Below are 13,220 nucleotides of genomic sequence, written 5' to 3'. Positions count from 1 at the left end.
GCAACAGCGCAAAACAAGGATTCGCATGATCAGAAGCCATTGCTTGATGTCGGTGCTGTGTACGGCGTCCCTGAGCCTGTCGGCCTGCAGCAGCAAAACCGTCGAACCGCAGAAGTACACGGGATTCCTGTACGATTACAGCGTGCTCAGCGAGCACCAGTCGCCATCGGGGCAGACAGTGCTGAGTTGGGTCAGCCCGGCATTGGCCCGGGGGCGTTACACCCAAGTCTATCTGGCGCCCAGCCAGTTCTACCCCAGCGCCGCGCCGAGCGAGCGGATCCCGCTGAGCACGCTGTCCGGCGTCACCGAGTACTACGACGCCGCGCTCAGGCTGGAACTGGGCAAGGTCATGCGCCTGGTGCCGCAACCCGGCCCGAACACCCTGACCGTCAGACCGGCGATCACCCGCGTCGCCGCCAGCACCCAGGGCCTGCGCTTTTATGAATGGCTACCGGTGACGCTGGTCGCTGCAGGTGTGAGCACCGCCACCGGCATCCGCGATCAGGACAGCGAAATCACCACCGAAGTCTCATTCGAAGACGGCTCAACCGGCGAAGTGGTCGCCGAAGTCGTGCGCAAGGGCACCGGGCTACCGCTGGAAAACGACAAACAGGTACTGACCGCCGATGACGTCAAAGCGGTGCTGGATGGTTGGGCGAGTGATCTTGGGCAGTCCTACCTGGCGACCCGCCGTTAGCCATATCTACTGATGAACAAGTCTGTTGTGGCGAGGGAGTTTGCTGAACAGAAGTAGCCTGTGGCGAGGGAGCTTGCTCCCGCTGGAGCGCGAAGCGGTCCCGCTTCTCAGAGAAGGCTGCTGCGCACCCAGCGGGAGCAAGCTCCCTCGCCACAGTCATTCGTTGAGTTGGGAGTATTTTTCAGTCGGTCGCAATCGCTGAATCCACTCATGCTCTGGGTGCAATCGAGCCAGATGTCGCGCCAGCGCTCATGCGCCCTGCTCCTTGTCCGCCGCCGATCTGTCTCGGCATTTTATTCAGCTAGCCTTGCTTTGTGTCACTGAAGGAATTCAGCAAGGAGCTGCCATGTTCAAGTTCATCAAAACCACCGTGATTGGCGGATTGCTGTTCATTCTGCCTTTGGTGCTGGTTTTCGTCCTGCTGGAAAAAGCCATCCACCTGTTGCGTGGCCCCGTGGAAAAGCTGCTGCCGATGTTTGCCGGGCACGACGTTGCCGGCGTGACCCTGATCACGCTGGCGACGTTGTTCGGTTTGATTGTGCTGTGTTTTCTCGCCGGGCTGCTGGCCCGCACTTCCACCGCCGCCCGAGCGATCGAAAACGGCGTAGACAAGGTCTTGAGCAATCTGCCGGGTTACCAGTTGCTCAAGGACACCACCACACGCTTTGCCGGGATGGAAAACCCCGACGGCTCGAAGGTTGGCCTGATTGCCGAGGAACAAGGCTGGCGTCTGTGTCTGGTGGTGGAAAGTGTCGGTGACTGGATGACCGTGTACATGCCGGATGGCGGAACGGCCGGTGGCACGGCGGGCGAAGTGCGCTTGCTGCACGCCCGCGAAGTGATCATTACCGAGCTGTCGTGGCTGGCCATGGCCGCCGGGCTCCGCCGAGGCGGACGCGGGATGCTGGAGTTGATGCAGCCGTGGTTGCCGAAAACCTGAAAACCACTACTCGCTGCTCAAAATGCCATGACAGATCAAACCCAGCACACCGCGCATGTGTTCGGCATGTGCCGCCCGGTCCGGCTCAGGCTCGGTCGCCAGACGGATAAACGCCATGTTCGCGTACTGATTGAACAGCGTCGCCGCCACGTCCAGATCTACCGTCGCCCGCACCTTGCCCTGCGCCTGAAAATGCCCGAGCAGGGCCTTGGTCTCTTCGATCACCGCCGCATTCCACGGACTCAACGCCAGCGCCAACTCACCCGTCAGTAGAAACGGTGCCAATTCACGCCACAGCGAGGCCGGCATGGCTTGCAGTTGGTAGTCAGTCATCAAGCCTTCGAACTCGCACAACGCCTCCAGCGGATCGCTGTCGTCATCCAGATTGGCCCGCGCCTCGCGCATGGCCTGCTCGTCCGGTTGCTTGAGCAAGGCCAGCAAGATCTCCTGTTTGCCACCGAAATAATTGACCACCGTCGGCGCGGACACCCCGGCCTGGACCGCGATCTGGTCCAGCGTGGTGGCCGCAAAACCGTTGGTCTTGAACAGCTCCAGCGCTGCCTGCGCGATGACTTCCCTGCGCTGTTCCTTTTGCCGCTCTCTGAGCCCGCTCATGGTGCCTTTGTCCTGACTTGCTGATGGTCGTCAGCCTACGGATTTATTTTTTCACCGACAAATATTTTCTTTACAAAAATATTTTTAAGTGACAAATATTAACCGTGCACCGCTGGAATGAACGCGCACCCACTTGCCCCGTTTCTCTGGAGAACCGCCATGTCCGCCGAATTCGATCCGACCCGCAGCACCCGCGATTACCAGGCCGCCGACGCCGCCCACCACATTCACGCGTTCGTCGATCAGAAGGCCCTCAACGAGGAAGGCCCGCGGGTGATGGTCAGCGGTGATCGCCTGGCGCTGTGGGACAACGACGGCAAGCGCTACCTGGACGGCATGTCCGGCCTGTGGTGCACCAACCTCGGTTACGGGCGCAAGGATCTGGCCGCTGCTGCCACCGCACAGCTGGAACAACTGCCCTACTACAACATGTTCTTCCACACCACTCACCCGCAGGTGATCGAGCTCTCCGAACTGTTGTTCAGCCTGCTGCCCCAGCACTATAGCCACGCGATCTATACCAACTCCGGCTCGGAAGCCAACGAAGTGCTGATCCGCACCGTGCGCAAGTTCTGGCAGGTGATGGGCAAACCCGAGAAGAAAATCATGATCGGCCGCTGGAACGGCTACCACGGCTCGACCCTGGCTGCGACGGCGCTGGGCGGCATGAAATTCATGCACGAAATGGGCGGCACCATCCCCGACGTCGCGCACATCGACGAGCCATACTGGTTCGCCCACGAAGGCAACCTCAGCCCCGAAGAATTCGGCCTGCGGGCGGCGCGACAACTGGAAGACAAGTTCCTCGAACTGGGCGCCGACAAGGTCGCCGCGTTCGTCGCCGAACCGTTCCAGGGCGCCGGCGGCATGATCATCCCGCCCGCCACCTACTGGCCGGAAATCCAGCGCATCTGCCGCAAGTACGATGTGCTGCTGTGTGCCGACGAAGTGATTGGCGGTTTCGGCCGCACCGGCGAATGGTTCGCGCATCAGGCCTTCGGTTTCGAGCCGGACACCCTGTCGATCGCCAAAGGCTTGACCTCCGGCTACATCCCCATGGGCGGCCTGATTCTGTCGCGGCGCATGGCCGAGGCACTGGTGGAAAAAGGCGGCGTGTTCGCTCACGGCCTGACCTACTCCGGCCACCCGGTGGCGGCTGCGGTGGCGATTGCCAACCTCAAGGCGTTGCGCGATGAAGGCGTGGTCACTCAGGTGAAAACCGACACCGGCCCGTACCTGCAGAACTGCCTGCGCGAGGTGTTCGGCAACCACCCGCTGGTGGGTGAGATTCAGGGCGTGGGGCTGGTGGCGGCATTGCAGTTCGCCGAAGACAAAGCCACCCGCAAGCGTTTCGCCAACGAGAACGACATCGCCTGGCGCTGCCGCACGATTGGTTTTGAAGAAGGCCTGATCATTCGCTCGACGCTGGGCCGGATGATCATGGCCCCCGCGCTGATCGCCACGCGGGCGGAGCTGGATGAATTGGTCGACAAAACACGTATCGCGGTGGATCGCACAGCCCGCGAATACGGCCGCCTCTAACCCATAACTCACTGTGGGAGCGAGCTTGCTCGCGAAAGCGGTCGATCAGTTGACATAGATGTTGAATGACGTACCGCATTCGCGAGCAAGCTCGCTCCCACAAGGAATCGAGGTAAATCTGGAATCAAGAGGCGCGGTTTGATCTGTCGTTTGGTAACCCTGTCATTCAAATTTGGAACCCAATCCCTGTGGGAGCGAGCTTGCTCGCGAAAGCGGTCGATCCGTCGACATAGATGTTGAATGACGTACCGCATTCGCGAGCAAGCTCGCTCCCACAGGGGATTCAGTGCGTCGTGGATGCTGTAGTAATTGGCGGAAGGCAGCCGGAGTCGAACCTGCCCGGGAACGGATGCCGTCCCCAACCGGGTTTGAAGCCCGGCCGCGCCACCGGGCGCGATTGCCTTCCTTTGAACTCAGGGTGCGTCGGCACTGGCCAGCGCGTTGTCGTGGCGGATCACCCGGGATTCGCCGATGCGTCGGGTCAGACCGAGGCGGTCGAAGTATTCCAGGTACTGAATGCAGCGTTTGCGTCCCAAGCCTAGCGCATCACGGAAGGTTGTCACCTGGATCGACGGATTTTCCTGCTCCAGTTGCAACAGAATGTCCGCCATGCGCCGTAGTTGCAGGTCAGTCAGAAACAGGTCGCGCACCACCTGATGCATCAACCCCAGGCGCGCCAGTTTGCGCAGCAACAGACGCACCGGCGCGTCATCCTCGCCAAGCACTTTGGCGACATCACGCACCCACGGCGGATCAAACCCGGCCTGTTCGAACAGCGGCTGTATACGCTGCCACAGCGCTTCGTCTTCGCCATTCAAACGCACCTGATGATCCGGCAGATGCAACCACGGCCCGCTGGCGTTGATCGATCCGGCGGCGCGCAGTTCTTCCAGCAGGCTGCCGAAGGTCGAACGCTCCAGCGCCAGACCACTGAAGCGGCGCAGGCGATCGCGATCCGGTCCCATCTGGTCCGGTTCCAGTTCATGCAACTTGGCCAACTGCTCCAACAGGGTGAACTTCAGCTGCCCCCAGCGCTGCACGTTGAACAGCACCGGGCCTTGGCGGGTGTCGATCAGGCGCACGTTGGCCGGCAGCGCCCAGTCTTCACGCGGGCGATTGAACTGGCGCTCCAGCCGTTGCGGATCGAGGCCGCCAGCGCTGTGGTCGAGCAACATCGGCAGCGCCTGTTCAAGACTGTCGCTGCTGGCCAGCGCTTGCAGTTGTGCCAGCCGTTCCGGGCTGCGGCGCTGTCGGGCCGGGGCGAACGGGTCGAGCACCTGCCCGCCGCCGAGGGTGCGTTGCGCACTCTGGTCGCGCAGGATCAAGCGGTCGCCCTTTACCGCATGCACCGGCGCATTGATCAGCAGTTGCGCAAACATCCGTTCGCCGGGACGCAAACGCGGACCCTCGAGCAACGCCACGCGGGCGATGACGTCTTGCGTACCGAGGTGCACGTGCACCGGGTGAAAATGTTCGAACGTGCGCTCACCGGGCAACAACTGAAACTCGATATCGACCCGTTGCGTCGGTGCGTGCAGCCACTCCGCCAACAGCCATTGACCGCGATGGATCTGTTCCAGCGCCAGTCGATCGCCACTGATATTCAGCGCCACCCGCTGTCCGGCGAAGGCCTGCTCGGCGGGCTGGTTTTGCGCGTGCAGTCCTCGCACCCGCACCGATTTGCCGGACGCTGCGAGGGTCAGTTTGTCCCCGATACACACCGTGCCCGACAACGCCGTGCCGGTGACCACAATCCCGGCGCCCGCCACGCTGAAGGCGCGGTCGATGGCCAGGCGAAAACCACCGTCGCGACTGCGCTCATGCACTTCGCTTTGAATCTGCAGCAAGCTCTGGCGCAGTTCATCGACGCCCTGCCCAGTCACACTCGACAGCGCCAATATCGGCGCTTCGGCAAACGGCCCGGGTTCGAGCAAATCCAGAACCTGGCGCTGCACCTCCTCCACCCTGCCCGCTTCAACCCGATCGCATTTGGTGATCGCCACCAGCGCCCGGGGAATGCCCAGCAACTGGACAATCGCCAGATGCTCGCGGGTCTGCGGCATCACTCCGTCGTCCGCCGCTACCACCAGCAACACCAGATCGATGCCCTGCGCCCCGGCGAGCATGTTGTGGGTGAATTTCTCGTGGCCCGGCACATCGATGAACCCGGTCAGCCCGGCGCCGGGTTCCAGCTCCGCGTAGAGATAACCGAGGTCGATGGTCATTCCGCGCTCGCGCTCCTGCGGGCGGCGGTCGCCGGTTTGCCCGGTCAGGGCTTGCAGCAGCGAGGTCTTGCCGTGGTCGATGTGCCCGGCGGTGCCAACGATCACGACTCGACCTGCAACTGCGGCAACTGCGCCAGCCACGCCGGCTCGTCGTCGAGTTGGCGCAGGTCCAGCCACAGCGCGTCGTCGTCAATGCGACCGAGCACCGGGATCGGCAGACTGCGCAAAGCAGCTTCCAGATTCAGCAGAAAACGCCCGCGCAAGCGTTTCGATACCTGCGGGCGCAGGCAAAGCGCTGCACTCGGCAGACGGGCCACCGGTTGGCTGCCGCTGCCGATCATGCCCAAGGCCTGCACGGCGCTGACCTGCCAGGGTTCGCCCAAGACTTCCGCCATCGCCGGTTGCAGGCGAGAAGCCTGGGCGAGGATCTCCGCTTGCGGGCGAGTCAGCAGGCGCAAACTCGGCAGACGTTCGGCTAGGCGATCGGGATCGCGATACAGGCCGAGCACCGCTTCCAGTGCGGCCAGGGTCAACTTGTCGACCCGCAAGGCGCGCTTCAACGGGTTCTTCTTGATCTTCGCGATCAAATCTTTGCGCCCCACGATCAACCCGGCCTGTGGCCCGCCGAGCAATTTGTCGCCGCTGAAGGTGACGATGTCCGCGCCATCAAGCAGCGCCTGCCTTACCGTCGGTTCCGCCGGCAGACCCCAGCGGGTCAAGTCCAGCAGACTGCCGCTGCCCAGATCCTCCAGCAGCGGCAAGCCGTGTTGATGAGCCAGCTCGGCCAGTTCGGCGGTGGGCACCCGCGCGGTAAAACCTTCGATGCTGTAGTTACTCGCATGCACGCGCATGATCAAACCGCTGCGCGGGCTGATCGCCGCTTCGTAGTCGCGGGCGTGGGTGCGGTTGGTGGTGCCGACTTCGTGCAGACGCACGCCGGCGCGGGCCATGATGTCGGGGATGCGGAACGCGCCGCCGATTTCGATCAACTCGCCGCGCGAGATGATGCCTTCCTTGCGTGCGCCGAGGCTGTTCAGCGTCAGCAACACCGCAGCTGCATTATTGTTGACCACGGTAACGGCTTCGGCACCGGTCAGTTCGCGGATCAGGCCTTCGATCAGGTCATCGCGATCACCGCGTTTGCCACTGGCCAGATCGAATTCCAGATTGAGCGGATAACGGGCGGCCATCTGCACCGCATCGATGGCTTCATCCGGCAACAGCGCCCGGCCAAGATTGGTGTGCAGCACCGTGCCGGTCAGGTTGAACACCCGCCGCACGTTGCTGCGCTGCTGCTGGGCCAGACGCTCAGCAACCCGCCCGGCGAGTACGTCGGGGCTGATTTCGACGGCTGACAATTGGCCGTTCAACACGCTGGAACGCAACTCATCGAGCAACTGGCGCAAGCTGGCCAGCAACGACTCGCGGCCATAACGTTCGGCCAACGGCAAACACGCCGGGTGACGCAACAACCCATCAATGGAAGGTAAACGCGGGGCCACACTTGCGGACATCAGCCACTCCCGAAAAAACAAGACTGTCCGGCGAGTGTAGACGCTCTGGTCATTCGTCTCCCGGCGCCAGCAACAGATTCGGTGCCAAACGCTGATAACCGTCCTGCGCCAGACGCATGTCGAGCAGCAGGCTGGTGAGGTCAGCCGACAGCGCTTCGCCTTCGGCATCGTTTTCCAGGTACAGCAGTTTCAAATAGCTGTTGCAGCCCGGGCAGACCTCCGCCCGAATCGGCGCCTGATTGGCCGCATGCCGATCATCCTCAAGGCTCAGGTAATCCAGGCCCTTGCTCGATTCGCAATACACGCACTTGACCCGCACCACATGCCATTCGCAGGCACACAACGAACACACCAGATAACGCAGGCCGTTGTGTTTGCCGCGATGACGAATGACCCCGGCCATCGCCGGTGAGCCGCAACCCGGGCACTGGCTGAGGCTGTCGCCGGATTTCAGTTGCAGGTGGGGCACGCTGAGCAGCCAGTGGCTCCACGCCGCTTGCAACCCGGCACCGAGAAACGGCACCAACTGCGCCGGCACCATCGAATACTGGCCGCTGACCAGCGCCACGGCCCACGCACGCAACTGCCCGGCACTGGCGCCACGCAAGGTGGCGAGCGCGTCGACCACGGCGGGTTGATCGGGCGGCACGTAGCGTTGCAACAGAGCATCCAGATAAACCTGCCAGCCCTCTTCGCGCAACAATGTGTCGGCGGCGAACGGCGGCAAACCATGCAGCTGACAGGCTTCGATCCTTTGCTGATCAAACGGTGCCGTCAGCGGTGGATCGTCGAATACCTGCTGCTGAGCCCGGCACAATCCGCCGATCAGCCGCAGGTAATCGGCCAGCGGATGCCCTTGAGCCAATTGCTCCAGGCGCTGGGCGCGCAAGGTGAACAGGTTGTGCGGCGGCAGGTGCAGAAACGGCGGCGAACTGGCCGCCGCTTCGATTTCCCCGGGTTCAAGAATGGTTGCCAAAAGTCAGCCCTTTTTGGTGATCGGTCGCTCCGGTACGTCCGGATTGCGTTCATCGCGGGTGATGTCGCGATACCAGAGTTCATGGTGTTTTCTCGCCCAGGCGCGGCTGACCCAACCATGCAGCATCGCGTCCACCGAACCCTTGATCCACAGCCCGGCGTAGATGTGAATGATGATGCTGAGGATCAGCACAAACCCGGCCAGCGCATGCAGGAGCATGGCCCAGCGGATCACGGTGATGCCGAAGTACGCACTGAAATACGCGCGCCAGATCACCAGCCCGGTGAACAGCAAACCGAGCATGCACAGCAGTAAAGTCCAGAACAGCATCTTCTGCCCGGCGTTGTACTTGCCCACCGGCGGTACGCTTTCTTCATCGTTGACCAGCACCCGGTCGATGCGGCGCATCCACTTCCAGTCATTGTCGATGAAGAAGTTCGAACGCCAGAAGCGGAACACCAGACCGAGGAACAACACGAACATCAGCACGCCCATGAACGGGTGCAGGATCCGTGTCCACGGCCCGCCGCCGAACAGGTGGGTCAGCCAGAACATCGACGGATGAAACAACGCCAGCCCTGACAGCCCGGCCATGAAGAACAGAATCGCCACCAGCCAGTGATTGGTGCGCTGGTTGGCGGTGTAACGCAGGATCGTCTTGTTGCTCATGGCCGGTCCTCCCCGCGTGGATCGAAGGTGTGCACCGCCGGATCGACGACATGTACCGAAGTATCGGCTGGCGCCGGATGTTCATCTTCCTCGACGCGATTCGGCCCGATACGCACGTAATGGAAGAACCCGGCCAGCACCGCCGCGCCCATTGCCAGCAGGCCCAGCGGTTTGCTGATGCCTTTCCACAGGCCCACTAGCGGGCTGATGGCTGGTGCATCGGGCAACCCGGCGTAGATCTTCGGCGTGTCGGCGTGGTGCAACACATACATCACATGAGTGCCGCCGACGCCTTCCGGGTCATACAGCCCGGCGTTGTCGAAGCCACGGCTTTTCAGGTCGACGATGCGTTCGGCGGCGTGTTCCTTCATGTCTTCCTTGGTGCCAAAGACGATGGCGCCGGTCGGGCAGGTTTTCACACAGGCCGGCTCCAGCCCTACCGCGACGCGGTCGGAACACAAGGTGCATTTGTAGGCCTTGTGATCCTTCTGCGAAATCCGCGGAATGTTGAACGGGCAACCAGTGATGCAATAACCGCAGCCGATGCAGTGATCCTGATCGAAATCGACGATGCCGTTGGCGTGCTTGATGATCGCCCCGGGACTCGGGCAAGCCGCGAGGCACCCCGGTTCGGCGCAATGCATGCAGCCGTCCTTGCGGATCAGCCACTCCAGGTTGCCGGCGTCGGTTTCGTGTTCGGTGAAGCGCATCAGGGTCCAGGTTTCTGCGCTCAGGTCCTGCGGGTTGTCGTAGGTGCCGTGGTTGTGGCCGACCTCGTCGCGCAGCTCGTTCCATTCCGAGCAGGCGACCTGGCAGGCCTTGCAGCCGATGCATTTGGTGGTGTCGATCAGCTTGGCGACTGCCTGCTGATTCCGCACCGAGGGCGGCACCGTGGTGGTGGCCGAGCGGGCAATGATGTCTTGGCTGGCCATTTACAGTTTCTCCACGTTGACCAGGAATGACTTGGATTCCGGGGTCTGTGTGTTGCCATCGCCGAGGAACGGCACCAGGGTGTTGGTCAGGTAACCGTGGCGCGTCTGGCCGGTGAACCCCCAATGCAGCGGGATGCCGATCTGATGCACCACCTGGCCGTTGACCTGCAGCGGCCGGATGCGTTTGGTCACCACCGCCACCGCCTCGATGAACCCGCGCTTGCAGCTGACCCGCACCCGATCTCCAGCCGCGATGCCCTTCTCCTTCGCCAGCACTTCGCCGATTTCGACGAACTGCTCGGGCTGGGCAATCGCATTCAACTTGCAATGCTTGCTCCAGAAGTGAAAGTGCTCGGTCAACCGGTAACTGGTGCCGGCGTACGGGAAGTCCTTGGCTTCGCCGAGGCTTTCCCAGACCGAATCGAAGATCCGCGCCGCCGGGTTGCTGGTGGCTTTCTTGTTTTGCGGGTGCAGCGGGTTGATGCCGATCGGTGTTTCGAACGGCTCGTAGTGCTCGGGGAATGGCCCTTCGTTCATCTTGTCGACGGCGAAGAACCGCGCCACGCCCTCGGGGTTCATGATGAACGGGTTCATCCCGGCTTCCGGCGGCACATCGGCCTTGTAGTCCGGCACGTCGGTGCCGCCCCAGGCCTTGCCGTTCCACCATACGAGGCGCTTTTTCGGATCCCACGGTTTGCCCGCAACGTCTGCCGAAGCGCGGTTGTAGAGGATCCGCCGGTTGGCCGGCCAGGCCCAGGCCCAGCCCTGATGCTGATGCATGCCATACGGGTCGGCATTGTCACGCCGGGCCATCTGGTTGCCGGCCTCGGTCCAGCTGCCGGCGAAGATCCAGCAACCGGACGCGGTGCTGCCGTCGTCCTTGAGCAACCCGAACCCGGCCAGTTGCGAGCCGGCCTTGACCGCCACGCCGCTGGCATCGGTGAAATCGACCATGGCGCTACCATTGATCTCCTTGGCCAGTTCCTCCGGCGAAGGCTCATCCGGGATCTTGTACGGCCAGGACAGGTTCAGCAGCGGATCGGGGAACTTGCCGCCCTCGGCCTGATAACGCTTGCGCAGGCGCAGGAACAATTCGCTCATGATGCGAATGTCGGTCTGCGCTTCGCCGGGGCCGTCGGCGCCTTTCCAGTGCCATTGCAGCCAGCGACTGCTGTTGACCAGCGAGCCGTCCTCCTCGGCAAAGCAAGTGGTCGGCAGACGAATCACTTCGGTCTGGATCTCGGCGCTTTTCACGTCGTTGTACGGCCCGACGTTTTGCCAGAACTCCGAAGTTTCGGTGGCCAGCGGATCCATCACCACCAGCCACTTGAGCTTGGCCAGCGCGCCCATCACCCGGTTCTTGTCCGGCAGCGCAGCGATCGGATTGAAACCCTGGCACATGTAGCCGTTGACCTTGCCCTGGCTCATCAGATCGAACATTTTCAGGACGTCGTAGTTGGGGATGTCCAGTTTCGGCAGGTAATCGTAATTCCAGTTGTTCTCCAGCGTCGCGTTGGCGCCGTACCACGACTTCATCAGGCTGACGTGGAATTTGCTGTAGTTCTGCCAGTAGGACAATTGCCCCGGACGCAGCGGCACCTGTGTGCGCTTTTTGATGAAGGCGTTGTAGTCCTGCTCGCCATCGCTGCCCAGGGTCAGATAGCCCGGCAACGAGTTGGACAGCAACCCGAGGTCGGTCAGGCCCTGAATGTTCGAGTGGCCGCGCAAGGCATTCACGCCGCCACCCGGCATGCCGACGTTGCCCAGCAGCAGTTGCACCATCGCCGCGCTGCGGATGATCTGCGCGCCGATCGAGTGCTGCGTCCAGCCGAGTGCATACAGGATGGTCATGGTCTTGCCCGGCGTGGAGCACGTGGCAATCTCATCCCAGATTTTTTGCATGGCATCGACCGGCATCCCGCAGATCTGGCTCGCCAGCTCAATGTTGTAGCGGCTGTAATGCTGCTTCATCAATTGATAGACGCACTGCGGATCCTGCAGGGTCGGGTCGACCTTGACGAAGCCGTCTTCCCCCAGCTCGTAACCCCAGCCGGATTTGTCGGTGTAGCTGCGTTTGGCCGCGTCGTAGCCGCTGAAGATGCCGTCTTCAAAGCCATAGCCGGCTTTGACGATGAACGAGACGTCGGTGTAGTTGCGCACGTATTCGTGCTGGATCTTGTCCTGAGTCAGCAGGTAATTGATCAGCCCGCCCATGAAGGCGATGTCGGTACCGGTGCGGATCGGCGCGTAATAGTCGGCCACCGAAGCGGTCCGGGTAAAACGCGGGTCGACCACGATCAGCCGGGCAGCGTTGTGCGCCTTGGCCTCGGTCACCCATTTGAAGCCGCAGGGATGCGCTTCTGCTGCGTTGCCGCCCATCACCAGGATCAGATTCGCGTTGGCGATATCGGTCCAGGTGTTGGTCATGGCACCACGGCCGTATGTCGGGGCAAGACTTGCCACCGTCGGGCCGTGTCAGACACGCGCCTGGTTATCGAACCCCAGCATGCCGAGACTGCGAATCACCTTCTGGGTGATGTAACCGGCTTCGTTGGACGCTGCCGACGCGGCGAGAAACCCGGTGGTCAGCCAGCGATTCACCGTCTGCCCGGTGGCGTTCTTCTCGATGAAGTTGGCGTCGCGGTCGGCCTTCATCAAGTCGGCGATGCGATCCAGTGCTTCGTCCCAACCGATGCGTGTCCACTCGCTGCTGCCGGGTTTGCGCACCTGCGGATATTGCAGGCGGCCCGGGCTGTGAATGAAATCCAGCAGGCCCGCGCCTTTTGGACACAGGGTGCCGCGGTTGACCGGGTGGTCGGCGTCGCCCTCGATGTGGATGATGTTTTGCGCGACGTTCTTCGCGGCATCGCCCTGGCTGTACATGATCAAGCCGCAACCGACCGAGCAATACGGGCAGGTGTTGCGGGTTTCATGAGTGTGGGCAAGCTTGAAGTGACGCACCTGCTCGGCGAAGGCCAGCGTCGGGGCCATGCCCAACGCGCCCAGGCTAGAGCCTGCAAGGCCGATACCGGCGACCTTGAAGAATTGACGACGGCTGAGATCCATCGTGCACTCCTGATCAGGTGGAACCCGGTACTTGAGCCGGGCTT

The 13,220-nt window shown here is 62.2% G+C and carries 10 protein-coding genes and 1 tRNA gene; 3 read left to right on the top strand and 8 right to left on the bottom strand.

The window, feature by feature from the left end; translation table 11 throughout:
* The first annotated feature begins 25 nt into the window (after positions 1–25).
* Together ACU680_RS06000 and ACU680_RS05995 are read left to right on the top strand one after the other, a co-directional pair.
* Positions 26–697, top strand: coding sequence for a DUF3313 domain-containing protein (locus ACU680_RS06000; RefSeq protein ID WP_448178921.1), 672 nt, complete (start codon positions 26–28; stop codon positions 695–697).
* A 346-nt stretch (positions 698–1,043) separates the two neighbouring features.
* A complete protein-coding gene (locus ACU680_RS05995; protein ID WP_448178920.1) occupies positions 1,044–1,637 on the top strand; it encodes a DUF502 domain-containing protein in 594 nt (197 codons plus the stop codon).
* Positions 1,638–1,643: 6 nt separating this feature from the next.
* On the opposite strand, the gene ACU680_RS05990 is transcribed toward ACU680_RS05995, so the two are convergent.
* Entirely contained in the window at positions 1,644–2,252 is a 609-nt protein-coding gene (locus ACU680_RS05990) for a TetR/AcrR family transcriptional regulator (protein WP_202368229.1), read from the bottom strand.
* A 159-nt stretch (positions 2,253–2,411) separates the two neighbouring features.
* Between ACU680_RS05990 and ACU680_RS05985 the strand changes: the two genes are divergently transcribed.
* The gene (locus ACU680_RS05985; RefSeq protein WP_448178919.1) at positions 2,412–3,794 is read left to right on the top strand and encodes an aspartate aminotransferase family protein; all 1,383 of its coding nucleotides are present in this window, start codon (positions 2,412–2,414) and stop codon (positions 3,792–3,794) included.
* Positions 3,795–4,104: 310 nt separating this feature from the next.
* Here ACU680_RS05985 and ACU680_RS05980 read toward each other — a convergent pair.
* The 7 genes from ACU680_RS05980 to fdnG all read right to left on the bottom strand — a co-directional run bounded on the left by ACU680_RS05980 (position 4,105) and on the right by fdnG (position 13,176).
* Positions 4,105–4,200: transfer RNA gene (locus tag ACU680_RS05980), tRNA-Sec, on the bottom strand.
* 7 nt (positions 4,201–4,207) lie between these two features.
* Positions 4,208–6,124 carry a selenocysteine-specific translation elongation factor gene (gene selB, locus ACU680_RS05975; RefSeq protein WP_448179131.1) on the bottom strand — a complete coding sequence of 639 codons (1,917 nt, stop codon included), beginning with the start codon at positions 6,122–6,124 and terminating at the stop codon, positions 4,208–4,210.
* Positions 6,121–7,533 carry an L-seryl-tRNA(Sec) selenium transferase gene (gene selA / locus ACU680_RS05970; protein ID WP_448178918.1) on the bottom strand — a complete coding sequence of 471 codons (1,413 nt, stop codon included), beginning with the start codon at positions 7,531–7,533 and terminating at the stop codon, positions 6,121–6,123. The genes selB and selA overlap by 4 nt, the downstream gene beginning before the upstream one ends.
* Before the next feature lie 49 nt (positions 7,534–7,582).
* The gene (gene fdhE / locus ACU680_RS05965) at positions 7,583–8,509 is read right to left on the bottom strand and encodes a formate dehydrogenase accessory protein FdhE (RefSeq protein WP_448178917.1); all 927 of its coding nucleotides are present in this window, start codon (positions 8,507–8,509) and stop codon (positions 7,583–7,585) included.
* Positions 8,510–8,512: 3 nt separating this feature from the next.
* Entirely contained in the window at positions 8,513–9,178 is a 666-nt protein-coding gene (locus ACU680_RS05960; RefSeq protein ID WP_367084489.1) for a formate dehydrogenase subunit gamma, read from the bottom strand.
* The gene (gene fdxH, locus ACU680_RS05955; RefSeq protein WP_448178916.1) at positions 9,175–10,110 is read right to left on the bottom strand and encodes a formate dehydrogenase subunit beta; all 936 of its coding nucleotides are present in this window, start codon (positions 10,108–10,110) and stop codon (positions 9,175–9,177) included. Before fdxH ends, ACU680_RS05960 begins: the two co-directional genes overlap by 4 nt.
* Entirely contained in the window at positions 10,111–13,176 is a 3,066-nt protein-coding gene (fdnG, locus tag ACU680_RS05950; RefSeq protein WP_448178915.1) for a formate dehydrogenase-N subunit alpha, read from the bottom strand.
* Positions 13,177–13,220: the final 44 nt, after the last annotated feature.

Source organism: Pseudomonas sp. LF020 (genome assembly GCF_053456425.1).
The sequence above is the reverse complement of the archived record's forward strand: the minus strand, read 5'-3'. Positions and strand labels throughout refer to the sequence as shown.

What these genes read in the sequence shown, in the direction of transcription:
- ACU680_RS05985 (WP_448178919.1), top strand. Translation starts at nt 2,412, where the DNA reads ATGTCCGCCGAATTCGATCCGACCCGCAGCACCCGCGATTACCAGGCC.
- ACU680_RS05960 (WP_367084489.1), bottom strand. Translation starts at nt 9,178, where the DNA reads ATGAGCAACAAGACGATCCTGCGTTACACCGCCAACCAGCGCACCAAT.
- fdxH (WP_448178916.1), bottom strand. Translation starts at nt 10,110, where the DNA reads ATGGCCAGCCAAGACATCATTGCCCGCTCGGCCACCACCACGGTGCCG.
- selA (WP_448178918.1), bottom strand. Translation starts at nt 7,533, where the DNA reads ATGTCCGCAAGTGTGGCCCCGCGTTTACCTTCCATTGATGGGTTGTTG.
- ACU680_RS06000 (WP_448178921.1), top strand. Translation starts at nt 26, where the DNA reads ATGATCAGAAGCCATTGCTTGATGTCGGTGCTGTGTACGGCGTCCCTG.
- ACU680_RS05995 (WP_448178920.1), top strand. Translation starts at nt 1,044, where the DNA reads ATGTTCAAGTTCATCAAAACCACCGTGATTGGCGGATTGCTGTTCATT.
- ACU680_RS05990 (WP_202368229.1), bottom strand. Translation starts at nt 2,252, where the DNA reads ATGAGCGGGCTCAGAGAGCGGCAAAAGGAACAGCGCAGGGAAGTCATC.